Annotated in this window: 16 protein-coding genes and 1 pseudogene; 9 read left to right on the forward strand and 8 right to left on the reverse strand. The window is 68.3% G+C overall.

The window, feature by feature from the left end:
* Positions 1 to 82 precede the first annotated feature (82 nt).
* Together MZTS_RS05820 and MZTS_RS05825 are read right to left on the reverse strand one after the other, a co-directional pair.
* Positions 83 to 1,705 carry an AMP-binding protein gene (locus tag MZTS_RS05820; RefSeq protein WP_192282475.1) on the reverse strand — a complete coding sequence of 541 codons (1,623 nt, stop codon included), beginning with the start codon at positions 1,703 to 1,705 and terminating at the stop codon, positions 83 to 85.
* Between the two features lie 75 nt (positions 1,706 to 1,780).
* A complete protein-coding gene (locus tag MZTS_RS05825) occupies positions 1,781 to 2,398 on the reverse strand; it encodes a nitroreductase family protein (RefSeq protein WP_192282476.1) in 618 nt (205 codons plus the stop codon).
* Positions 2,399 to 2,525: 127 nt separating this feature from the next.
* On the opposite strand from MZTS_RS05825, the gene MZTS_RS05830 reads away from it, so the two are divergent.
* Together MZTS_RS05830 and MZTS_RS05835 are read left to right on the forward strand one after the other, a co-directional pair.
* Positions 2,526 to 3,332 carry an enoyl-CoA hydratase gene (locus MZTS_RS05830; protein WP_192282477.1) on the forward strand — a complete coding sequence of 269 codons (807 nt, stop codon included), beginning with the start codon at positions 2,526 to 2,528 and terminating at the stop codon, positions 3,330 to 3,332.
* Between the two features lie 78 nt (positions 3,333 to 3,410).
* The gene (locus MZTS_RS05835; protein ID WP_192282479.1) at positions 3,411 to 4,190 is read left to right on the forward strand and encodes an endonuclease/exonuclease/phosphatase family protein; all 780 of its coding nucleotides are present in this window, start codon (positions 3,411 to 3,413) and stop codon (positions 4,188 to 4,190) included.
* Here MZTS_RS05835 and cls read toward each other — a convergent pair.
* Together cls and MZTS_RS05845 are read right to left on the reverse strand one after the other, a co-directional pair.
* The gene (cls, locus tag MZTS_RS05840; protein WP_192282481.1) at positions 4,081 to 5,517 is read right to left on the reverse strand and encodes a cardiolipin synthase; all 1,437 of its coding nucleotides are present in this window, start codon (positions 5,515 to 5,517) and stop codon (positions 4,081 to 4,083) included. The genes MZTS_RS05835 and cls overlap by 110 nt on opposite strands.
* 138 nt (positions 5,518 to 5,655) lie before the next feature.
* On the reverse strand, positions 5,656 to 6,645 hold the full coding sequence (locus MZTS_RS05845) for an NAD(P)H-binding protein (protein ID WP_192282483.1): 990 nt from the start codon (positions 6,643 to 6,645) through the stop codon (positions 5,656 to 5,658).
* A gap of 100 nt (positions 6,646 to 6,745) precedes the next feature.
* Between MZTS_RS05845 and MZTS_RS05850 the strand changes: the two genes are divergently transcribed.
* From MZTS_RS05850 to addA, 3 genes are all read left to right on the forward strand, one after another.
* A complete protein-coding gene (locus tag MZTS_RS05850) occupies positions 6,746 to 7,627 on the forward strand; it encodes a LysR family transcriptional regulator (RefSeq protein ID WP_192282486.1) in 882 nt (293 codons plus the stop codon).
* Between the two features lie 185 nt (positions 7,628 to 7,812).
* A complete protein-coding gene (gene addB / locus MZTS_RS05855; RefSeq protein WP_192282488.1) occupies positions 7,813 to 10,944 on the forward strand; it encodes a double-strand break repair protein AddB in 3,132 nt (1,043 codons plus the stop codon).
* Entirely contained in the window at positions 10,941 to 14,375 is a 3,435-nt protein-coding gene (gene addA / locus MZTS_RS05860) for a double-strand break repair helicase AddA (RefSeq protein ID WP_192282490.1), read from the forward strand. The genes addB and addA overlap by 4 nt, the downstream gene beginning before the upstream one ends.
* Positions 14,376 to 14,434: 59 nt before the next feature.
* On the opposite strand, the gene MZTS_RS05865 is transcribed toward addA, so the two are convergent.
* Positions 14,435 to 15,733 carry a PQQ-dependent sugar dehydrogenase gene (locus MZTS_RS05865; protein WP_192282492.1) on the reverse strand — a complete coding sequence of 433 codons (1,299 nt, stop codon included), beginning with the start codon at positions 15,731 to 15,733 and terminating at the stop codon, positions 14,435 to 14,437.
* Positions 15,734 to 16,038: 305 nt separating this feature from the next.
* Here MZTS_RS05865 and trxA point away from each other — a divergent pair, with 305 nt between their 5' ends.
* Positions 16,039 to 16,359 (forward strand): thioredoxin, encoded by a 321-nt coding sequence (gene trxA / locus MZTS_RS05870; RefSeq protein ID WP_012456650.1) that lies wholly within the window; start codon positions 16,039 to 16,041, stop codon positions 16,357 to 16,359.
* A gap of 173 nt (positions 16,360 to 16,532) precedes the next feature.
* On the opposite strand, the gene MZTS_RS05875 is transcribed toward trxA, so the two are convergent.
* Both MZTS_RS05875 and MZTS_RS25135 read right to left on the reverse strand, forming a co-directional pair.
* Positions 16,533 to 17,420 (reverse strand): outer membrane protein, encoded by an 888-nt coding sequence (locus MZTS_RS05875; protein WP_192282494.1) that lies wholly within the window; start codon positions 17,418 to 17,420, stop codon positions 16,533 to 16,535.
* Between the two features lie 311 nt (positions 17,421 to 17,731).
* A pseudogene (locus MZTS_RS25135) lies at positions 17,732 to 18,868 on the reverse strand (enoyl-CoA hydratase-related protein); the annotation flags it as partial.
* Between the two features lie 232 nt (positions 18,869 to 19,100).
* On the opposite strand from MZTS_RS25135, the gene MZTS_RS05890 reads away from it, so the two are divergent.
* From MZTS_RS05890 to MZTS_RS05900, 3 genes are all read left to right on the forward strand, one after another.
* Positions 19,101 to 19,544: a DMT family transporter gene (locus MZTS_RS05890; RefSeq protein WP_009865711.1), complete on the forward strand. Its 444-nt coding sequence runs from the start codon at positions 19,101 to 19,103 to the stop codon at positions 19,542 to 19,544.
* A gap of 197 nt (positions 19,545 to 19,741) precedes the next feature.
* A complete protein-coding gene (locus tag MZTS_RS05895; protein ID WP_192282496.1) occupies positions 19,742 to 20,926 on the forward strand; it encodes a DUF262 domain-containing protein in 1,185 nt (394 codons plus the stop codon).
* Positions 20,927 to 21,038: 112 nt separating this feature from the next.
* Entirely contained in the window at positions 21,039 to 21,962 is a 924-nt protein-coding gene (locus tag MZTS_RS05900; protein ID WP_192282498.1) for an MAE_28990/MAE_18760 family HEPN-like nuclease, read from the forward strand.
* 885 nt (positions 21,963 to 22,847) lie between these two features.
* Here MZTS_RS05900 and MZTS_RS05905 read toward each other — a convergent pair.
* Complete coding sequence (locus tag MZTS_RS05905) at positions 22,848 to 23,864, reverse strand: KpsF/GutQ family sugar-phosphate isomerase (protein WP_192282500.1); 1,017 nt, start codon at positions 23,862 to 23,864, stop codon at positions 22,848 to 22,850.
* Positions 23,865 to 24,022: the final 158 nt, after the last annotated feature.

Here is a 24,022-nt window from a genome sequence, read left to right on the forward strand (position 1 = left end):
CCATCCCTGTAGCAGGGCTCGATCTAGGGAGCAATCAAGACATAAAGATGTCTTTATGCGTTTAATTCCAGGCTGGCGGGCGCTACGCCGGTTCCTCCCGCAGCTGCCGCCGGATGATCTTGCCGCTGGTCGTCATCGGGAGGCTGTCGCGGAAGGCGAGCGCGCGGGGCACCTCGTGACCGGAGAGACGGGCCTTGGCGAAGGCGAGGATCTCGGCGGCGAGGGCGTCGGAGGGCGAAAACTCCGGACGCAGGACGATGAAGGCCTTCACGATCTCGGTGCGCAGCGGGTCCGGCGCGCCCACGGCGGCGGCGAGCGCCACCGCCGGATGGGCCGACAGGCAGGCCTCGATCTCCGCCGGGCCGATCCGGTAGGCCGCCGAGGTGATGAGGTCGTCCTCGCGGCCGACGAAGCGGACGAAGCCCTCGGCGTCGCGCCGCGCCCGGTCGCCGGTCATCCACCAGCCGTCGCGAAACTTCCCCGCCGTCGCCTCCGGCTGGTTCCAGTAGCCGAGGAACATCACCGGATCGGGGGCGCGCACGGCGATCTCGCCGATCTCGTCCGTGTCCGTCTCGGTCCCGTCCTCGCGCAGGATCGCGACGCGGTGACCCGGCACCGGCTTCCCCGTCGCGCCGGCCCGCGCCACGCCGACCTTCGCGCAGGAGGCCAGTACGAGGTTGCACTCGGTCTGCCCGTAAGCCTCGCCGATGGTGAGGCCGAGGGCCTCCTGCGCCCAGAGGAAGGTCTCGGCGCCGAGCGCCTCCCCGGCCGAGGCGATGTTGCGCAGGGCGGACAGGTCGAAGCGGTCGCGCGGAGCGGCCACCCCGCGCAGCATCCTGAGCGCCGTCGGCGGCAGGAAGGCGTGGGTCACGCGGAGATCGGCCATCAGCCGGAACGCCCGCTCCGGCTCGAACCGGCCGGAGGCCTGCGCCACCACCGGCATGCCGAGGCGCAAGGACGGCAACAGCACGTTGAGCAGGCCGCCGGCCCAGGCCCAGTCGGCGGGTGTCCACATCAGCCCGGTCCCCTCGGGGGGGAAGCCGTGCATCAGGGTCCAGCCCGGCAGGTGGCCGAGTACGACGCGGTGGCCGTGCAGCGCCCCCTTGGCGAGGCCGGTCGTGCCGGAGGTGTAGATCATCAGCGCCGGATCGTCCGGCCCGCTCGCCCGCGTTTCGAATTCCTCCGAAGCCGAGGCGAGGGCGTCGGCGAAATCCTCCGCCGGCCCCGAAGCGCCGTCGACCGACAGGATCGTCACGAGATCCGGCAGGTCGGGGCGCAGCCGTTCGAGCTTGGCCAACCCGCCGGCATCGGTGACGATGGCCCGCGCCCCGGAATCAGTGAGGCGGTGGCGCAGGGCCGCCTCGCCGAACAGGCCGGCCAGCGGCAGGGCGATCGCTCCCAGGCGATAGGCGGCGAAATGGGTGACCACCACCGCCGCCGATTGCGGCAGCAGCAGCGCGACCCGGTCGCCCGGTTCGATGCCGCGGGCGGCCAGGGCGGCGGCGAGCCGCAGCGAATCGGCCCGCAGCCGGCCATAACTGACCGGCTCCGGCCGGTCGTCGGGCCCGAGCACGAGGAGTGCCGTGCGGTCGGGTTCGCTCAGCGCCCAACGGTCGCAGACATCCACCGCGATATTGGTGCGCGCGGGGATCTCCCAGCGGAAATCCGCGACGAGCGTCTCATAGGTGTCGGCCGCTTCCAGCACGGCATCGTCCTCGAACCTGGTGCGGGCGCCCCCGCATCCGCGTGAGGGGCGCCCGCCGTCGGACTCTCTCGGGGCTTACTCTTGCTCCTGCCGCTGCGGGAAGCCGCCGCGGAAGGCGAAGTCGGTGACCGGGCGGCGGGCATTCGGGCGCTCCTTCGCGCGCTGCTCCTCGGTCAGCTCCGCCCAGGGCGTGGCGCGGCCGACTGCGTAGGCTGCCTCGACCCGGTGGTGCTCGGGCACGTTCAGGGTCGGGCCGGCGCGCTCGTGATCGAATCCGCCCATGCCGTGGACATGCCAACCCTGCCGGTTGGCCTGGAGCGCGAAGGCGAGCGAGGCCGCCCCGGCATCGAGAGTGTGGCTGTAGGACGGCTTCAGCTCATCGCCGACCTTCATCCGGCTGTTCGACACGAGGAACACCAGGGCGCCGGTATCCTTGGCCCATTTCTGGTTGCCCGGCACGAGCAGGCCGAGAAAGCTGTCCCATTCCGGCGTGTCGCGCAGGGCGTAGAGGAAGCGCCAGGGCTGCGAGTTGTAGGCCGAGGGCGACCAGCGGGCCGCCTCGAACATCCGCAGCAATTCCGCTTCCGGCACCGCCTCCCCGGTGAAGGCACGGGGCGACCAGCGCTCCAGGAAGAGCGGATCGATGGCGTGGTCGTGGGTGCGCGTGGTCGGGCGGGTCGTCTCGTTGGTCACCGGGGCCGGTCTCCAGGGCGTCGGTCAGTGGTGCGGTGCACGGTATGGCAGTGCACAAGAGCGGGCTAGGGGGCAGCGTTGCCGCAACGGCTCCGGCGCGCGACATGAGGGGTGATATCTGCAAGAGATGAGGGGAAGCCCGGTGAGCGTGCCCGATCGACACTCCCTTCTGCTGCGCGAGGATCGCGACGGCGTCGCCACCCTGACGCTCAACCGGCCGAAGGCCCGCAACGCCCTCTCCTTCGCCCTGCTCAATGCCTTACGCGACGCCCTTGCCGCGTTGGGTGAGGACGAGAGCGTCCGCGCCGTCGTGCTGGCGGGGGCGGGGCCGGCCTTCTGTGCCGGCCACGACCTCAAGGAGATGACCGGCTACCGGGCGGAGAGCGATCGCGGCGCCGCGAAGTTCGAGGAGCTGTTCGGGCTGTGCTCGGGCGTGATGATGGCGATCCCCGCCCTGCCCCAGCCGGTGATCGCGGCGGTGGAGGGCGTCGCGACCGCGGCGGGATGCCAGCTCGTGGCCTCATGCGACCTCGCGGTGGCCGGCGCGGAGGCCCGCTTCGCCACGCCGGGGGTGCAGATCGGCCTGTTCTGCTCCACCCCGATGGTGGCGCTCTCGCGCAACCTCTCCCGCAAGGCGGCGATGCGGATGCTGCTCACCGCCGAGATGGCCGATGCGCAGGAGGCCCGGCGTCTCGGCCTCGTCAACGACGTGGTGGAGGCGGGCGGCGCGCTCGCGGCCGCGCAGGCGCTGGCGGCGGGCATCGCCGGCCGCAGCGCCTATACCGTGCGGGTCGGCAAGCGGACCTTCTACGAGCAACTGGAGATGCCGCTGGCCGAGGCCTACGCCCAGGCCGGCCGGGTGATGACGCAGAACATGCTGGCGCGGGCGGCGGAAGAGGGGATCGACGCCTTCCTCAACCGGAAGGCGCGCTGAAACCGCGAACCGATTCACGGCCCGCGCATTGCCTCCCCGCCGCCTCGAAGCCGACACAGGTTCGCGCGAACCAGCCCCATGCTCCTGCGACGCCCTCCTCCGCTCACCGCCGATGCCGGCCAGAACGCCCGAAAGATCGTGAGCTGGAACCTGCTGCGCCGGACCGGCGCGGCGGTCGATTGCCTCGTGGATCTGATCGAGCGGGAGCGGCCCGATCTCCTGCTGATGCAGGAGGCGACCCAGGAGATCGCGGCGCTGACGGAGCGGGTCGGCGGCGTTTTCGCCCGGGCGCCGCTGCCGGGGCGCATCCACGGGCCGGCGATGTGGAGCCCGACGCCCTGGGAGAAGCCGCCCGAGATCGTCGCCCTGCCGTCCGGCGTGCTGATCGACCGGGTCTGCCAAGTGCTCGATTGCGGCGATTTCGGCGTGGCCAACGTGCATCTCTCGCACGGGCAGGTGCTCAACCGCCGCCAGCTCCGGCGGATCGCGCTGCACCTGCCGCAGCGCGCGGCGGTGCTCGGCGATTACAACATCGTCGGCCCCGCCCTGCTGCCGGGCTTTCGCGATGTCGGCCCCCGGCGGCCGACCCATGCCATGGTGGATGTGCTGCCCCTGCGGCTCGACCGCTGCCTCGTGCGCGGGCTGGTTTGTCACGAGCGGGCGGTGCTGCCCCGCGGCCTGTCCGACCACCACCCCATCGTGGTGCGGCTGTCGCCGGCGCCGGAGGGAGCCGCGACAATGGGCCGGCTCAGAGGTATGGCAGAAGCAGTCGGACGGCTGCGTCGCGCAGGCGCATCGGGAACGGGCGGGCGTCGAGGTCGGCCTGTGTCAGGCGCCGCTGCCGCTTCGCCGAAATGAAGGTTTCGAGCGCCCGGGCGAGGCGGATGTCGTAGACCTCGACATTCAGTTCGAAGTTCAGGCGAAAGCTGCGCGAATCCCAGTTGGCGCTGCCGACGAAGCACCATTGGCCGTCCACCACCATGGCCTTCGAGTGATCGAAGGGCGGGTCGTCGGTCCAGATCCGCACGCCGTTCCGCAGGAGCGGGTCGATATGCGCGCGGGTCGCCCAATCGACGAAACGATGGTCGCTCTTGCAGGGGATGACGACATCGACCTCTATGCCCCGGGTCGCCGCGAGGCAGAGCGCGTTCACCACGAGGTCGTTGGGCAGGAAATAGGGCGTCGCCAGCCGGATCGAACTCCTCGCGCAGGTGATGGCCTGGAGGATCACCGTGGCGATCTTCTCGATGTCGGCGTCGGGCCCGGAGGTGACCACCCGGGCGGTGACGTCCCCGGCGGGCGCCAGCGGCGGCAGCCACGCCTCGCCATCCAGTTCCTCGCCATCGACGAACAGCCAGTCGGCGATGAAGGCCTGGGTCAGGTGCTCGACCACCGGCCCCTCGAGGCGGAAATGGGTGTCGCGGATCGGGAAGGCCGGCCGCTCCGCGACGCGGTTGCCGTCGGAGATGTTGACGCCGCCGGTGAAGGCGGTGCGCCCGTCGACGATCAGCAGCTTCTTATGGCTGCGCAGGTTCAGGAACGGCATCCGCCAGGGCAGCGCCGAATGCATGAACAGCCCGGCCGGCACCCCGAGCCGGCGCAGGCGCCGCCACGCGGCGGGGAAGAAGTAGCCGCTGCCGATGCCGTCGAGGATGACGCGGACCTCGGCCCCCCTCTCCTGCGCCGCCCGCAGCGCCTCGCAGAAGGCCCGGCCGGTGGCGTCGTCGCGGAAGATGTAGCTCGACAGGGCGACGCTGCGGCGTGCCCCCGCGATCGCCGCCAGCATCGCCGGATAGGCCTCGTCGCCGTTGCGGTACATCGTGACCGCGTTGCCGGCGACCGTGGGCAGGCCGGTGATGGATTGCACCGCCCGGTCGAGGGCGCGGAAGGCGTCGGGCACATGGGCCGAGGGCTGGGGCGTGTCGTCGATCTGCTGCGACGGGCGCCGCTTCAGCCGGCGGGCGCGCCGTTCCACCCGGTTGATGCCGAAGGTGATGTAGAGAAGGCTGCCGAAGACCGGCGCCAGCCAAGCCAGGCCGATCCAGCCGATCGCCGCGCCCACCACCCGCTTGCGCAGCAGCACGTGGACGCTGACCCCGAGCGACAGCACGAGGCCGATGGCCGCGACGATCTCGGTCCGGAGGGAGGCCGTCGTGCCGAGCCATCGGGTGAGGAGTTCTTCCACCGCTGCCGCCTGCCGCCCTGTGCCGAGGTTCGGCCGGGGAGATAAGTCAGGCCGCCGGCAGCGAACAGGCGGCCGCGGCCACGGTTCCGCGTCTTCGTCCCTGCCGCTTCATCCATCGCTTGAGGAGACAGGGCGGTTTTATGAAAAAGATGAAGCCGGACCCGTGGTTTGACGCGATGGGCTCGCTTTTCGTCTCAGGGCGGCGATGCTGCGGGTGACGGCCTCGTCGAGGGGCGTGTGCGGTTCGTGGCCCAGGAGGGCGACGAGGGCGGTGTTGTCGGGGCGGAGGGGCGTATGCCAGAGCCCGCGCATCTCGAACAATTCGCGCAGGAACGGCACGAAGGGCGCGCCCAGCGCCACGGGGAGCCAGGGGAACGGCCTGATCGGAAGCGTGCCGCCTTCGGCCCGCCGGATCGCTTCGGCCATGGCGCGCCCCGCGAGGTCATGGCCCCCGAACTGGAGTCGCAACTCGGCCGGCAAGTCCGCCTCGCGCTCGGCCAGGAGCGCCACCGTCTCGGCCAGATCCGGCAGGTAGGCCCAGTTATGGCCGATGCCCGGCCGCTCCGGCGTGACGATGCGGCGGAGCGGACGACCCTTGTCGAGCAGGACGAGGCTGACCCAGGAACTCGGCGCGCGCGGCCCGAAGAAATCGCCCGCCCGCAGGATCAGCGTGCGCAAGCCCGCCATCGCTGCCGCATCGATCATCGCTTCCATCTCCACCCGGATCTTGCCCTTGCGGGTTCGTGGGTTCTGCGATGCCTGCTCGCCTACGACGGTCCCGGCATCCGGGCCGTAGACGTAGAGGTTGCCGGGCAGGATCAGCCGCGACCCGGCGGCCTGGGCTGCGGCGATGGCGTGGCGCAGCATCGGCATGGCGAGGCCGCGCCAGTCCCGGTAGCCCGGCGGGTTGGCGCCGTGGAACAGGACATCGGCGCCGCGCGCCGCGCCGATCACGTCCTCCACCCGCATGGCGTCGCCTTCGATCCACACGACTCCGGCCGGGCCGGCCTCTTCCGCCCGCCTGCGGTCGCGGACGAGGCCGCGCACCTGCCAGCCGCGCCGCAGCAAGGCCGCCGCGACTTCGCCGCCGACGCCGCCCGTCGCGCCCGTCACCAATGCCGTCTTCATCGCTGCCGTCTTTCCGTATTGTCCGGTTCGATGTGCGGTGTGAACCCTGGCGCTTTCAACGACTATCGCCGAAGTGCGGAAGCCTGCCATACGGAAATGCATGAGCGATCCCGACTGGCATCTCTGGCGCGCCTTCCTTGCGGTCCTGCAGCGGGGCAGCCTCTCGGCGGCGGCCCGGGATCTCGGCCTGACGCAGCCGACCCTCGGCCGGCAGATCGCCGCCCTGGAAATGGCCCTGTCCACCACCCTGTTCACCCGCTCCACTGACGGACTCCGCCCGCCGGAGCGGGCACGCGATCTCGCGCCCCATGCCGAGGCGATGGCGGCGGCCGCCGCCGCTCTGGTGCGTGCCGGCTCGGGCGGGCGCGGGGAGGTGAGCGGGAGCGTCCGGCTGGCCGCGAGCGAGTTCCTGGGAGGCGCCGTGCTCCCGCCGATGCTGGCGGCTTTCCGGGTTTCGCATCCGCAGGTCGATATCGAGCTGTCGCTCAGCGACCGGGTCGAGGATCTGCTGCGGCGCGATGCCGACCTCGCCGTGCGCAACGTCGCACCGACGCAGGGCGGTCTGGTGGCGCGGCGGATCGGCGCCGTGCCGATCCGGTTCTACGCCCATCGCAGCTATGTGGCCCGGTACGGCGTGCCGGAAACCCTCCCCGCTCTGGCGGGTCATACGCTGATCGGGCAGGAGGACCATGTGCGCCAGATCCGGCCCCGGCTCGGCCTCGATCTCCGGCTCGGCCTGCGTTGCGACAACGCCCTCGGCCTCCTTGCCGCCCTGCGGGCCGGCTACGGCATCGGCTACTGCCAGGAGGGGGTTGCCCGTCATGAACCGGATCTGGTGCCGGTCCTGCCCGATCTCGTCCTCGTGGAGATCGGGATCTGGCTCGTCATGCACGAGGATCTGAGACGGACGCAGCGTATCCGCGTTCTGTTCGACCATCTGGTCGCGGAACTGACCGCCTATGCGCGGCCTCGAGACGCCTGATCGGTCCTTGTCTCGGCCTCCCCCTGCCGCGGCAGCCATCCTGTGCTAGAACAAACCGGGATCGTGACTTGGCGAGAGCGCATCCCGGAACGTCCCGGCTCCGGTTTTCGGAAAGCCTTCACCATCTTGCCCCCAGATTCGGCGGCTACGGCCTCGTCTCCGCATCAGGTTTGCAAAGCTTCGCCATGTCCGCGGACTCCTCTCCCCGCGTCTTCACGATTCCCCCCGGCGCGCCGTTCCTGCCGACTTTGGCGGAGGCGCTGGTGTCCGGCCGGCTCGTCGGCGGGATCGGCGACGATCCCTTCGCGCTCGCCTCGGTGACGCTCTACCTGCCGACGCAGCGGGCGGTGCGGGCGCTCTCGACCGTGCTCGCCAAGCGGCTCGGCGGGGCGGCCCTGCTGCCGCGGATGATCCCCCTCGGCGAGGCGGACGAGGCCGAACTCGACCTCTCCGCCCAGTCCTTGCTGGAAACCCCGGAAGAGCTGCTGCACCCCTCGATCCCGGCCCTCGAACGCCGCCTGATCCTCGCTCGCCTCGTCCAGGCATGGGCGGAGACGGTCGACCGCGAACTCCTGCCCATCGACGACGAGGTGCCCTTCCTCGTGCCCTCCTCCCCCGCCGACGCGGTGGCGCTCGCCGCCGACCTCGAAGGGCTGATGGATGCGCTCACCGTCGAGGGGCTGCCCTGGAGCGAGATCGCCTCGGCGGTCGAGGCGGAGCATTCCCGCTATTTCCGCCTCACCCTCGACTTCCTGAAGATCGCCGCCGAGCATTGGCCCGATATCCTCGCGGCCCGCTCGCTCGCCGATCCCACCGCCCGCGCCCGCCGCCTCGTCCTGGCCGAGGCCGACCGGCTCCTGCGCGAGCGGCCGGCCGATCCGGTGATCGTGGCGGGCTCCACCGGTTCGGTGCCGGCCACCGCCCGGCTGATCGCGGCGGTGGCCCGCCTGCCCCGGGGCGCGGCGGTGCTGCCGGGGCTCGACCTACATCTCGACGCGGAGGGCTGGGAGGCCATCGACGGTGCCGGCGGGACGCGGGAGGAGATCGCCCACGGCCATCCCCAGGCGATCCTGCGGGCCTTGACCGGGCCGAAGGGGCTCGGCGTGGAGCGCGCGGCCGTCGAGACGCTCGGCGCGCTTTCGCCGGAAGCCGTCGCCCGGGAGAAACTGCTGTCGCAGGCCCTGCGCCCGGCCGAGACCACCGATGCCTGGGCCCGCCTCGATGCGGGCGAGCGTCTGGCTCTCGCGCGGGAGGGGATGGCGGGCCTCGCCGTGGTCGAGGCGGCGGATGAGCGGGAGGAGGCGCTGATCGCGGCCCTGGCCCTGCGCGAGACCCTGGAGACGCCCAGGGCCACGGCGGCTCTGGTCACGCCGGACCGCGGGCTCGCCCTGCGGGTCTCGGCCGAACTCGCCCGGTGGGGCATCGCCGCCGAGGATTCGGCGGGCCTGAGTCTCGCCCGCTCGCAGGCCGGCCGCTTCGCACGGCTGGTGGCGGAACTGGCCGCCGAGGTGGCGCCGGCCCGGGTCATCGCGCTCCTCGCCCATCCCTTCGTGCGCCTCGGGTTGACCCGCAGCGAGGTGGTGCGCGCCGCCGCCGCCCTGGAGATCGGTGGCCTGCGCGGCCCCGCCCCGATCCCGAAGAACAGCTTTGGGGGGATGCTGGCGGCGGTCGGCCTGCAGCGCGCCTCCACCGAGCGGGTGCCGCGGGCTAAGAAGCGCCTCAAGCCCATCGACTGGGATCTGGCGGAGACCATCCTCAGGCGCCTGAAGGACGCGCTCGGTCCGTTCCAGGCCGAAGACCTGCCCGTCACTGGCAACCTCGTGGCGCTCGCCGCCCTCCACCGCGAGGCCTGCGAGCGGATGATGGACGGGCCCGAGGACGAGATCGACGATCCGTCCCTCGACAGTCTCGACGGGCTGTTCGACGACCTGGAAGCGGCGGCTCGGGAAGAGCTGCCGGGCCGCTTCTCGGATTACGCCGCCTTCTTCACCGCGCTCGCCCGCGACCGCACGGTGGCCTGCGCGCAGAGGAACGCCCATCCGCGCCTGCGCATCCTGGGCCCGCTGGAGGCGCGCCTGCTCTCCGTCGACCGGATCGTGCTCGGCGGGCTCGACGAGGCGGTCTGGCCGGTGCGCCAGACCACGGATGCCTTCCTCAACCGGCCGATGCGCGGGCAGGTGGGCTTGAGCCCGCCGGAGCGCCGGATCGGCCAGGCAGCCCACGATTTCGTCCAGGCCCTGGGCACGCACGATGCCGTGGTGACCCGGGCGGCCAAGCGCGAGGGATCGCCGACGGTCCCCTCCCGCTTCCTGCAAAGGTTGCGCGCCTTCGGCGGCGACGCCGTCTGGAGCGAGGCCGTGGGGCGCGGGCAGCGCCTGCGCCGGCTCGCCGCCGCCCTCGACCGGGGCCGCGAGGCGCCGCCGCCGCGCCTGAAGCGCCCCGCGCCGAAGCCCGACCCGGCCCTGTTCCCGGAGCGGCTCAGCGTGACCGAGATCGAGACGCTGGTGCGCGACCCCTACTCGATCTTCGCCAAGCACATTCTGGGACTCGAGGCGCTGGAGCCTCTCGCCGTGGTGCCGGGGGCGGCCGAGCGCGGCAGCCTGATCCACAAGATCCTGGGCGACTTCTCCCAGGCCCATCCCGGCGCCCTGCCGGCGGCGGCGGAAACGCTGCTCTACGCCATCGCCCTCGACGCCTTCGGCCCGCTTCAGGACCAGTATCCGGAACTCTACGCCGAGTGGTTCCCCCGCTACGAGCGGATGGCGGTCGCCTTCCTCGAATGGGAGGCGAGCCAGCGCCGGAGCATCCGCGCGATCCATGCCGAGCGCTCGGGCAAGCTCACGATCCCGCTCGGCGAGAGAACCTTCACTCTCTCGGCCCGGGCCGACCGCATCGAGCAGCGCGCGGACGGCGGCTTCTGCATCGTCGATTTCAAGACCGGCACGCCGCCGAGCAACCGCACCGTCTTCGCCGGCTTCTCGCCGCAGCTGACGCTGGAGGCGGCGATGCTGATGCGCGGCGCCTTCGAGGGGCTGAAGGCGGAGACGGCCCCCGATCTCCTCTACATCCATGCCTCGGGCGGGCGCGAGCCGTTCCGGCCGATCCCGGTCAAGGCGCCGCCGGGCGACGACCGCCCGGTCGCGGCCATCGTCGAGGAGCATCTCGATCGCCTGCGCGGCCTGATCGCCCGCTACATGACCGGCGAGGCGGCCTACCTGTCCCGTCCCTACCCGCAATATATCCGCGCCTACAGCGAGTACGATCACCTCGCCCGCGTCCTCGAATGGTCGCTGGCGGGCGAAGGAGAGGCCGCGTGAACGCTCCCCTGACCGGCTTCACCGTCGACGACGTCACCCGGCTCGCCCAGCGCCGGGCCGCCGATCCGCGCCTCTCGGCCTGGGTCTCGGCCAATGCCGGCGCGGGCAAGACCAAGGTGCTGACCGACCGGGTGCTGCGCCTGCTCCTCGACGGGGCGCCCCCCGGCCGCATCCTCTGCCTCACCTTCACCAAGGCGGCCGCCGCCAACATGTCGATCCGGGTCTTCCAGCGGCTCGGCCGCTGGGTGACCGCCGACGACGCGACGCTGACGGCCGAACTCACCGAACTGACCGGCGAACGGCCCTCCCGCGACACGCTGCGGCTCGCCCGGCGCCTGTTCGCCCGCGCCGTCGAAACGCCGGGAGGGCTCAAGATCGAGACCCTGCACGCGCTGTGCGAACGGCTGCTGCACATGTTCCCGTTCGAGGCCAACGTGCCGGCCCGCTTCGTGGTGCTCGACGACAACCAGTCGCGCGAGGCCTTCGAGATCGAGACCGACAACGTGCTGGCCGACGCGATCCTCGGCGGCAACCAGGCGCTGTCCGAAGCCCTCGCGGTGGTGGGGGCGGAAGCCTCCGGCGACACCCTGCGCGAGGCGATCCGCGCTGCCATGCGGGCGCGGGCCCTGTTCGCCGATCACCGCGCCCTGGAACCGGCCCTGGCCCGCCTCCCCCGGGCCCTGGCGCTCGAGGACGGCGCCAGCGTCGAGAGCATCGAGGCGGAGATCCTGGAGGGCAGCACCCTCGGGGATTGGGGGGCGTTCGCGGGTAAGCTGCGCACCGGCAAGAGCACCGACGAGAAGCTCGCCGAGGGGCTGCTCGCGGCCAAGGCCGCCCCGGATCCCGGCAAGGCGCTGAGCGCCTACCGCTCGGTCTTCTTCACCGACAAGGACGACCCGAGGGCGGAAAAGTCCTTCGGCACCAAGGCGGTGGCCCCGGAGGTGAAGCAGGCGCTGCTCGACGAGCAGGCCCGGCTGATCCCGCTGTTCGACGCTCTGCGCGCCGCCCGGGCGCTGGCCCGCACGCGGGGCCTGTTCCGGCTGGCCGCCGAGATCCACCGCCGGGTCGAGGCCCAGAAGACCCGCCTCGGCGCCCTCGATTTCGACGACCTGATCCACAAGACCCTCGACCTGCTCTCGCGGGTCGGCGCCTCCTGGGTGCTGTACAAGCTCGATCGCGGCGTCGACCACGTCCTCGTGGACGAGGCGCAGGACACCAACCCGCAGCAATGGGAGATCCTGCGCACCCTCACCGCCGAATTCGCGGCGGGCGAAGGCGCGCGCGGCCTCACCCGCACCCGCTTCGCCGTGGGCGATCCCAAGCAGTCGATCTACAGCTTCCAGGGGGCCGACCCCCGGGAATTCGAGCTGACCCGCCGCGCCTGGGAGCGGGCGGCGAAAGGCGCTGATCTCGATTTCGCCGATGTCAGCCTGAGGCTGTCCTTCCGCACCGCGAGCCATGTGCTCGCGGCGGTCGATGCGGTGTTCAAGATCCCCGAGCATTTCGCCGGCCTGTCCTTCGAGGCTGGGGCGCCGGGCACGGTGCATGCCTCCGCCCGCGCCGGGGTGCCCGGCGCGGTCGAGCTGTGGTGCATCGAGGAGCCGGCGGAGGCCGAGGATCCCGATGCCTGGGCCGCCCCCGTCGATGCGCCGGAGCCGAACGCGCCGGCCATCGTCGTCGCCCGCCGCATCGCCCGCGCGGTCAAGGCCTGGACGACCACGGGCGATGCCTGCGGCCGGATCTGGCGGCCCGGCGATGTGCTGATCCTCGTGCGCAAGCGCTCGGCCGCCTTCGAGGAAGTGATCCGGGCGCTGAAGAGCCTCGGCGTGCCGGTCGCGGGTCAGGACCGGCTGGAGGTCGCGGGCCATATCGCCGTGCTCGACCTCGTGGCGGTCGGCCGGGCCGGGCTGCTGCCCGCCGACGACCTGACCCTGGCCACTGCCCTCAAGACACCGCTGGTCGGGCTCACCGACGACGACCTCACCCGGATCTCGGCCCGGCGCCCCTTCGAGGAGACGCTGGAGGATGCCCTGAACCGCCATGCGCGGGACGGCGATGGGGCGGCGATTCGCGGCCTGGAGGCGCTGCGGCTCTGGATCCGGCTCGCCGCCGAGAACGGTCCGTTCGGCTTCTATGCTGCTCTGCTCGGTCCCCATGGCGGCCGCAGCCGCCTAGTGGCGCGGCTCGGCGGCGAGGCCGGCGACGCCATCGACGTGTTCCTGGCCCAGGCGGCGGAGGCCGAGACCGGCGCCGATGCTCCCTGCCTCGACGCCTTCCTCGCCGATTACATCGTCCGCCCCGGCCGTGGGAAAAGCGGCCTCTCGGTCAAGCGCGATCTGGAATCCGGGCGCGACGAGGTGCGGGTGATGACCGTGCACGGCGCCAAGGGGCTGGAGGCGCCGGTGGTGGTCGTCATCGATGGGTGCGAGCCGCTGGGGCGCAACGATCCGCCCTTGCTCTCTCTCGATCACGCCGCCGACGGGCCGCTGCCGCCGGTCTGGACCGGGGGGCGCACGCAGGATTGCGCCGCGACCATGGCCGCCCGCACCGCGCTTCAGGCGCGGGCGCGGGAGGAGCATAACCGCCTGCTCTACGTCGCCATGACCCGCGCGGCCGACCACCTCGTCATCGCGCCCTATCGCGGGGCGACGCGGGAGACGCCCGCCTCCTGGTGCGAGATGGTCCGCATCGGCCTCGAACGGCATCTGGGGGCCGGCGAGGCCCTCGAGACCGATCACGGGCCGATCACGATCTGGCGCGACGGCAACGCCGCCTCCCTCGCCGCCGCGGCGGAGGCCTCCGCCCTCCCCGAGCCGGAGGCGGTGCCGGATTGGCTATTCTCTCCCGCCGCCCCCGAGGCGGAGGCCGCGCCGCCCTTGAGCCCGTCCGGGGCGCTCGGCGCGGCGGACGGTCAGCGCCAGCCCCACCGCCGCCAGGGCGATGCCGAGGCGCGCCGCCGGGGCGCCTTGGTCCACTCGCTGCTGGAACATCTACCACGGATCGAGCCGGCCCGCCGGGCCGAGGCCGCCGAGCGCTTCGCCCGGGCGCGGGCCCCGGCCCTCGACGAGGGCAAGCGCCGGGACCTCGTCCGCTCGGTGCTGCGCCTGATCGCGGAGCCGGATCTCGCCCCGCTCTTCTCGGCGCATGCCCGGGCCGAGGTGGCGCTGTCGGGCCGGATCGTGGTGGAGGGGGTTGAGCGCGACGTGACCGGACGCATCGACCGCCTCGTGGTCGAGGGCAACCGGGTGACGCTGTGTGATTTCAAGACCGGCCGCCCGCCCGCCGACGACGCGCCCCTGCCGGAGCGCGAGGCGGCGCAGGTCGCTCTCTATGCCCGCCTCGCCGCCGCGATCTGGCCCGGCCACACGATCGTGGCCCTGCTGGTCTGGACCTCGGGGCCGGTGATGCGCCGGGTGGAAGGCGGCATCTGACCGCCCCCGTCATCGCTTCGCTTGCGCGCGATGACGGGCGAGAGGACGGGTCCGCGGCCTCAGCTGCTCTTCTTCGGAGTCAGCTTGACGATCTGCCCGTCATCCTCGGTCACCGCGTAGACGGCGCCATCGGGGCCGACCTTCACGTCGCGGACGCGATGTTCCAGCGGGATGCGCTCCTCGGTGACGACCTTGTCGCCGTCGAGCTTGAGCACGACCACGCCCATGCTGACGAGGCCGCCGATGAGGAACTGGTCCTTCCAGGCCGGAAACAGATCCTTGTTGTAGAGCGCCATGCCCGACGGGCCGATCACCGGGTCCCAGTAATAGACCGGCTGCACCGTGCCGCCGGCCTGGGTCTGGCCATCGCCGATCTTCTCGCCGGAATACTCGATGCCGTAGGTGACGAGCGGCCAGCCGTAATTGAGGCCGGGACGCGGGCGGTTCAGCTCGTCGCCGCCGCGGGGGCCGTGCTCCACGGTCCAGAGCCGGCCCTGGCCGTCGAGGGCGGCGGCCTGGACGTTGCGATGGCCGTAGGACCAGATTTCTGGCTTGGCCTTCTCGCTGCCGACATAGGGGTTGTCCTTCGGCGCGTTGCCGTCGGTGTCGATGCGGAACACCTTGCCGAGCCCGCTCGACAGATCCTGCGCCTGACCACGGGTCTGCTTGTCGGAGCGTTCGCCGACGGTCACGAACAGCTTGCCGTCCGGCGCGAAGACGAGGCGCGAGCCGAAATGCTTGTCGCCGTCATAGGTCGGCATCTGGCGGAAGATGACCTTGAGGTCGTCGAGCCTGGCCTTTCCGTCGCTCTCCACCAGCTTGGCCTTGGCCACGGTGGTGCCGTTGCCCTTCTCGCGCGGCTCGCTGTAGCTGAAATAGACGGTGCGGTCGCTGGCGAAGCCGGGGCTGAGGGCGATGTCGAGCAGGCCGCCCTGCCCGCGTGCGTCGACCTTCGGCACGCCGGCCACCGGCTGGCCCACCGTGCCGTCCTTGGCGACGAGGCGAATCGTGCCGGCCTTCTCGGTCACGATCATGCGCCCGTCCGGCAGGAATTCCATCGCCCAGGGGCTCTGGAGGCCCTTCACGACGGTCGCGGTTTCGACCTGCGTCTTCTGAGCCGGCTCCGGCGAACGGGTCTGGTTCGGCAGGAGCGGCTTGTACTCGGTGTTCGGCGGCGCCGTCTCGGCGATCGAGGTGCCCGCGCTCGGCGCGGCCGGCGCCTGGAACGATTCCCCCTCGATCCGGGGCGAGCGGGGCTCCTGGCCGGCGGCGTCGCCGGAGGGCTGCTGCGCGAAGGCGGAGGCATCGAGGCCGAGGGCCGCGACGGTGGCGAGCAGGACAGTGAGGGTGCGCGTCACGTCGATTGATCCTTGTGCGGGTCGCCGATCCTGCTCGCCAAATGGGGCGCGCGCCGCTCACGGCGAGGGTCGGGGTGCCGCAGAACGGGCTGGACGGAGGGGCACAGGCCGGGATCGGATACGGAATCCGCGCGGCGATGGATCAAACCCGGTGGGCAGGCCCATGTGGAGATGGCGGGCCAGACCCGTGGTACCCGCCGGGCGCCTTGACCGGGAGGCGGGGCGTTGCCAAGTCTCGCCTCACCGTGAGGCGCCGATGCCGCTCCCCGGTGCCCTCATAGGACCGCGTGTCGAAAGGACTGACGATGGCGACCGTGAAAGTGACCGATGCGAGCTTCGAGCAGGACGTGCTCCAGTCCGCCGAGCCCGTCGTGGTGGATTTCTGGGCGGAGTGGTGCGGCCCCTGCCGTCAGATCGGCCCGGCCCTGGAAGAGATCTCCGTCGATCTCCAGGGCAAGGTGAAGATCGCCAAGGTCAATGTCGATGAGAATCCCGGCATTGCCTCGACCTACGGCATCCGCTCGATCCCGACGCTGATGATCTTCAAAGACGGCAAGCTCGCCAGCCAGAAGGTCGGCGCCGCTCCCAAGGGCGACCTCTCCCGCTGGATTCAGGCGAGCGCCTGACGAGATTCTTCTCTGGATATCGCCTGTCCGAGACAGCCCGGCCGAGAGGCCGGGCTTTTTTGTGTGCGCTGTCCGCGACGAGGAAGGTCGTGAGTGTCACCACACCCCAAAACGCAAGAAGCCCGGCCTTGCGGCCGGGCTCCCTGGTTTCGAGACCCTTATGGGTGTTCGGCTTAGTAGCTGCCGAACTTGTAGTTCAGGCCGGCGCGGACGACGGCGAACTCGGTGTCGTTGCGGCGCAGGGCGCCGGAAGCGACGATCACACCCGGGGAGGTCGTGGTGATGATCGCACCGGCGTTGTTCACCGCGAAGGCGCCGTTGAGGGCACCGCCACCGCGATCCAGGTTCACGTACAGGCCTTCGACCTTGAGCGTGACGGCCGAGGAGCGGAAGAAGTTCAGGAAGGAGTCGGTCGGCAGAGCGTACTCGACACCACCGCCAGCGGCGTAGCCGGTGCGGAAGTCGTCGCGCGAGCTGTTCGGCAGGCCGAACTGACGGCCACCACCGGCGCCGTAGGCGAAGCCGCCGGTGCCGTAGAACAGGACGCGGTCGAAGGCGTAGCCGATGCGGCCGCGGACGGTGCCGAAGAAGTCGAGGCTGGACAGGCCGTTCGGGTTGAACACCTGCTGAGCGGCGACGCCCGGGAAGGCCGGGTTGCTGTTCGCGACGGCGAACTGGTTCCGGTTGCGGCCGAAGTCGACGTACTGGGCGTCAGCCTCGATACCGACGACGACGCCGGAGCCCGGGGTGAACTGATAGTTGTAGCCGATCTGACCACCGCCGACGAAGCCGTCGTTGCGGCTGTTGCCACCGAAGGCGATGACGGCGGTCTGGCCCGGACGGACGAGGCCGGTCAGGCTGTTCACGCCGACGACCGGAGCAGCGCCGTCATCCTGCACGCCGAAGCCGTAACCGGCGTTGAAACCGGCGTAGAAACCGGTCCAGGTGAACACCGGGACGGGGGTGAAGACCGGCGGAGCGGCGCGGCGCGGCAGATCGGCGGCGGAAGCCGCAGCGGTCAGCGCCGTGAAGGCGGCCAACGTGGAGAGAAGCTTTTTCATTGTTGTGTGAACCCCAGCAGAAACCCGATGGCGCTGAAGCTAGACCATTTCCGCCCCATGAGATGTAGCGGCCAGGACACACCCGCCGCACGACATCCGGCACGATAACCGGTTGCGCCGCTCCAGACGGAGCATGAAATCGGATTTCGTCCCGGTCCAATGCTGCGACGGAGCGTTTCTAGCAATGCTGGGAGCGCTCCGACTTGCCGCGTCGCCGCCTTGACCAGTCTGCCCCTCAGGAAAGACCGGTCGAGGGGCGTCATCGAATCGCCCCCGGGCCGGCCGGCCCTCGGACGATCATGGGAAGAGCCTCAGACCGGGATCGTGCCGTTGGCCTCGAGCACGGCGCCGGCCAGATAGAGCGAGCCACAGATCAGCACTCGCGGCGGGCGCTCGAAGATCGTCTCGGACAGGCCTGTCACCGCTGCCTCGACACTCGGGGCGATGCTGGCGGTGAGCCCGACCTCGCGGGCGATGTCCGCGACCTCTTCGGCGGGCCGCGCAGCCACCTGGCCGGTGATCGGCACCGCGATGAGCGAGCGGGCGAGGCCGGTGAAGTTCTTCAGGAAGCCGTGCGCGTCCTTGGTGCCGAGCAGCCCGACGATCAGGACAAGGGGCGCATCGCTGCGCTCGCCGAGATCGGCCATGGCCGCGGCGAGGATGCGGCCGCCATCGGCATTGTGGCCGCCATCGAGCCACAGCTCGGCATCCTTGGGCATCCGCTCGGCCAGGGCGCCGCGCACGAGGCGCTGGAGCCGGCCAGGCCAATCGACATTGCGCAGGCCCGCCTCGAAGGCCTGCGCCTCCGCCTCGATCGCCGCCTCGACCGCGGCCTGATCGCCGCGCATCAGGGCGCGGCTCGCCTGCACGGCCTGGCGCGGCAGGGCGGCGAGCCGGGTGGCTTGCGCCAGGGCGTGCTCCTCCAGCAGGTCGGAGGGCACCAGGGCATTGGCGAGCCCGAGGGAGACGGCCGCGTCGCCGTCGAACGGATCGGAGAGCAGCAGCAGCGCCGAGGCCCGGGCGAGCCCGATCCGGCGCGGCAGCAGGAAGCTCGCGGCCGCCTCCGGCACCACCCCGAGTTCCACGAACGGCATGCGGAAGCGCGCCTGCGGCCCGACATAGACGAGGTCGCAATGCAGCGTCAGCGTGGTGCCGACGCCGATGGCGAGCCCGTCCACCGCCGCGACCATCGGCGTGCGGGTGCGGGCGAGCTGCCGGATGAAGCGCAGGGCCGGCATCTCCGAAAAGGTCTCCCGCGGCGGCGTGCCGGCGGAGAAGAAATCGGAGAGGTCGTTGCCGGTGGTGAAGGCGCCGGGCAGCCCGGCGAACACCACCGCCCCGATCCGCTGGGAGGCGTCGTCGGCCCCCTCCAGGGCGGCGCGGGCGGCGTCGTACATCGCGCCGGTCAGGGCGTTCTTCTTCGCCGGACGGTTCCAGCGGATCAGCCGGACGCCGCCCGGACGGTCCTCGATGGTGACGTGCTCGGTCATGCGGTCCCGTCCCGGCGTATTTTTTGATCGTTGCGCGTGGGCCCTACCCTTCCGCCTCCGGCCGCGCTTTGTCGAGGGGAGCCGGTGACGCCGGGCTGAGGCTCGTCGCCCGGCGCCCGGATCACGCGACCGTGACGGCGCCGATGTCGCAATCGCGAAACTGGGCGGCGGGCGCGCCGGATGACGGGCTATGTGGTCCCTCTACGCGCTCACCATCTTCGCCGGCCTCGCCAACGCGATCCAGCCGGGACAAAACGCGACTCTGTCGAAGTCGCTCGGCCTGCCGATCACGGCGGGCCTGCTGACGCTCCTCGTCGGCACCACCGTCCTGCTCGTGGGCGGCCTCGCCCTCGGCAAGCTCGAACTCCCCACCGGTCAGCAACTCGGACAGGTGCCGTGGTGGGCGTGGTTCGGCGGATTTTTGAGTGTTCTGCTGATCCTGGCCCAGCTCTACGCCTCCCCCGCCATCGGCGCCGCGAGCTTTTTGGGCATCATCGTGACGGTCGGCGTGGTGGTCTCGCTGGTGCTCGACCATTTCGGCTGGGTCGGGTTTCAGGTGCACCCGGCGAGCCTCTGGCGGATCGCCGGGGCGGTTTTGATGGTGATTGGCGTGGGGTTGGTGGCTGTTTTTTAGTGAGCGGTTCCGCTAATTGACTTCAAGCATGCGCCCATGGATGACGCGCTGCGAACCTTTTTGCGAAGGTAATGAGCAAGTTTATTTGGATCGATGTCGGCAAGCATGGTGTTCAAAATGGTGGCCGCCTAATTGGGCTGGTGATCCAATGTTCTGATCTAAAATTCGCCACTATTTAATTTAGGGACAGGCGGCAGATGCCATTTTCTCCGACAGAACAATTTATGTGGTCTAATGATCCTGGTGAGCGTGTCACTCATCCAGATGACCGAGCAATTAATGAAAGATACGTTCGAGGCGAGGGACGAATTGTAATCGAAACCAATCGCGAGAAATTGCCAGGATTTGTAAATCAATTGAAAGACACAGATTATATGGATCTCAGGCCGTTTTATCAACGTCGGCCACGCTGGGATTCAAGGACTCAGAGCTTGCTAATAGAGTCTTTTATCATGAATATTCCTGTGCCACCTGTGTTTCTTTATGAGCGTGATTATAATTCTTACGAAGTAATGGATGGGCAGCAAAGAATTACTGCGATTCGTGATTTTTACGCAAATGGATTTAAATTGCGTGGGTTGGAAACGTGGCCAGAGTTAAATGGGAGAACGTACTCGACGCTCCCCGAAAAAATCAGGGCCGGTATTGACAGGCGTTCAATAACATCTGTTGTACTTCTTAAAGAGTCTACGGAGAGTGAGGAAGAGGCGTCTCTTCTTCGAGAGACTGTATTTGATCGTCTAAATACAGGTGGAATCAAGCTTGAGCGACAAGAAATAAGAAATGCTCTTTATAGGGGGCGATTTAATGACATGCTGCACGAAATCTCTCGAACCGATGATTTCCGTGAAGTATGGGGGCTGCCGCGGTGGGTCGAAAATGAAATTGAAACGAATCAGGCCCTGGTAGATGAACAATTCTTCGCCAAAATGTTAGATACCGAGATTGTTCTTCGCTTTTTTGCTCTTAGACATGTCGAACACTATCGCAGAGGTATGCAAGGGTTCTTAGACTTATATATGAGGCGCGCCACAAAGTTTGACAAAACGGATATAGATCAGCTTAAGGATTTGTATAAAAACACCTTAAACTTGGCAAAGGAAGTATATAATGGACTTATATTCAGGCCATATTCGCCGGATAGCGCAAGTTGGGATGCTAAGCCACATAGAGCATTTCATGATGCTGTGATGATTGGGTTCTCTGAAAGGTTATCAGATGCTGAGGCGATAAAGCAGCGTGCGGCACAGATTGTTGATGAGACGAAAATATTATTTCAGTCAAATCCGAGAGGAACGTTTACTGGACAGGGTAATACAAAGCAAGACATAAAAAGCAGAATTAATCTATTTCGGCAAATGCTCTCGAATATTGTTCCGTAAAATGTATAATGCATTTTTGCTTCGAACGCAGGCAGCAGTACACGCGCTTGTTAGACATATACAGACCTCGGATCGATACAGAGCTGCAGTTTTTGACAATGACCTGACATGCTTGGCAGAAAGAGCTTGCTTTGACTCCGCTATTTGTTCATTGGAGGCAGTTCCTGATCGAATAGAGTGGCGCATTATTGATCATTGTGCCGCGGTAACAAGGATCTACGCGCTTTATGAGCAATTTGTCCATGAGATGATTCGTGAGCATATCAGCCTTTTGCAGGGGCGATTAGCTTTCAGGGAATTGCCAGCGGTCATTGCTAATTCGTATAGGCTCGGGCTTGCAAAAATTCTTGAGAAAAAAGATGGCCCGCGATTTAACGATTTGCATCTTGGGCAGCTAATTAGTGAATACAATAATGCGTTGAATGATCAAATCTATAAAATTGAACCCCGTGCACTGCTTATGCAAGAGCAGAACCTCCGGCTTGCCGAGCTAAACCGGGTTTTGAATGCTTGTGGAATCGAAAATGTTTCGAGATGGATTGATAATCATAAAAGCATAAAAGAATTCTTTGATGCAGGGGAGAGACTTACTGCTTCGGCACCTAACGAAATGACAGCATTGATTGGATATCGTAATGATGCCGCGCACGGGAGTATTGATATCAGTGATGTTCTGCACCCAAATGTGTTGATTGAATTTTGTGAGTTTATTAGTGCTATTTGTGAGGCAATTTCTGAGAAAGTGCAGCTTGCAGGACTTCGGGCCCTCGAGCTGCATAATCATGTCAATAATCATGGTAAAATAACAGAGTTGCTGAGGAAAGGAAGCGTTTCGATTGTTCCGGCTGTTGGGGTTTTGAAGGTCGGCGATACAGTTTATTTGTGTGGTGAAGATTATTGTCTTGAGCGCAGAATCAATAGCATTCAAGTAAACAATATTGATAAATTAGAAGTTTCGGCCTCTGTAGAAACAGAAGTTGGAATTATGTTTGATGGACTTGGGCGCAAAAATGCTTCCATTTTAACTATGCGCTAGACATTTCTGCTGCCTTAGAGGGCGGTCCAAGTTTCTAATTAAATCAAGTTGCAGGCCAGATTTTAGATAGTTGTATCTGTCTTTTAGCCAAATCATGTTCAGAATGCATGTAAGAAAATTTTCTTGACAATTCAGGCCTAAAATCCTACAACCGCACCCGCTCACCTCCCGAATCATTCGGGGGAGCGTCTTCGGTGACCGGCCGGGGAGGCTCGTGGGGAGGTGGGGCGGTTCCCGCGTCGGTGGCCCGGTCGCCATCGCCTCGGGCGCTGCGCGCGACGCAACGCCGTCTCGGGATGGGGCCGTAGGCCGTCTCGGGCGAGCGCCCAGGAACAACCGGAGCCGGGCCCACTACGAGGTCCGGCGCGGACGAAACCGCTGGGGCCGGCCTTGGCCGAGGCGCCTCACCCCTCACCGGGTGGCGCGCCGGAGAGCACCGGGGCCCGCCGATCCGGGGTCGATGCCGGCGAGAAGAGCCGTGACGCCAAAACGGAAGGGGGCGGAAAAAAAGCCTCTCCCCTTCCGCGGGACGCCGGGAGACCGGCACAGTTGAGAAACAAATCCGGAGGTCTCGCGGCGTCCCGCGTCCCCCTCAGGATGGTGCGATGGGGAACCCGCCGGCCGATCGGCCAGCCGTCCTCCGGGCCCGCCTTGTCGGGCCGCGGGGGTCGAGGTGCTGCAACGGGCTGTTTGACCGGTCGGGGAGATGGCGCTGCGCGTCCCGAGTCTTGCCCATTTTGAGTCTCGCCCTCATCCCGAGGGGCCGGCGCGCAGCGGCAGCCGCGAAGGATGTTCCAGAGGCTGCGCGGGATCGGCGCGGGATCGGGAAGATCCTTCGAGGCCGCTCTCGCGGCACCTCAGGGTGAGGGGGCGGGGACGGCAGCCTTACGCCACGCCGGTGCGCAGCAGGTCGTGGTAATGCACGAGGCCGACCGGGCGGTCCTGGTCCACCACCACCAGGGCGGTGATCTTCATCGCCTCCTGGATCTGCAGCGCCTTGGCGAGCAGGGTTTCGGGGGCGATGGTGCGGGGGTTGTGGGTCATCACCGCCTCGACCGGCAGGCCCTCCAGGCCCTCCCGCGAGAAGATGGCGCGGCGCACGTCGCCGTCGGTGAGGATGCCGGCGAGCCGGCCCTCGTCATCGACCACGAGGACGGAGCCGAAGCCCTTGGCGTCGATCTCGGCCACCGCCGCCCGCATCGGTGTGCCGAGCGCCACCAGCGGCAGCCGCTCGCCGCCATGCATGACCTCGCGCACCTGCCGCAGCGACGCGCCGAGCCGGCCGCCGGGATGGAACACGGAGAAATCGCGGGCGGAGAAGCCGCGGGCCTCCAGCAGGGCCACGGCGAGCGCATCGCCGAGCGCCAGCTGCATCGCCGTCGAGGTGGTGGGTGCGAGCCCGTTCGGGCAGGCCTCCTTCGCCTTCGGCAGGGCGAGGCAGGTATCGGCCTCGCGGCCGAGGGTCGAGGCGGCGTTCGAGGTGATCGCCACGAGGCCGACGCGGTAGCGCCGGGTATAGCCGATGATGTCGGCCAGTTCCGTGGTCTCGCCCGACCACGACAGGGCCAGCACCACGTCGTCCGGCTGGATCATGCCGAGATCGCCGTGGCTCGCCTCCGCCGGGTGGACATAGAGCGCCGGGGTGCCGGTGGAGGCCATGGTCGCCGCGATCTTGCGCGCCACGTGGCCGGATTTGCCCATGCCGGTGCAGATCACCCGCCCCCGCGCCGCGCCGATCCGCGCCACCGCCTGCGCGAAGGGCTCGCCCAACCCGTTGCCGATCGCCGCCATCAGGCAGGCCAGTCCCTCGCGCTCGGTCTCGATGGTGCGCAGGGCCGAGGCGATGGCGGGCGCCCGCGCCTGCCCCTCGTCCCGATCCTCGATCCGCTGTGCCAGGGCCATGAAGCGCGTTCCGGTCCGCTCGTGAGTGAGAATGTCGCGCTCTCATCGCCGCCGAATGTGGTCGCAAGGCGGCTGATCCTGTCTCCGGTCGATCAAACCGGAGACAGGATCGGGAAGCCGGCGCGGCGTCTGGGCGAAGCCCGAATCCGCCATCCCGA

It is taken from the genome of Methylorubrum zatmanii (assembly GCF_014845115.1).
GTDB classification, from domain to species: domain Bacteria; phylum Pseudomonadota; class Alphaproteobacteria; order Rhizobiales; family Beijerinckiaceae; genus Methylobacterium; species Methylobacterium zatmanii.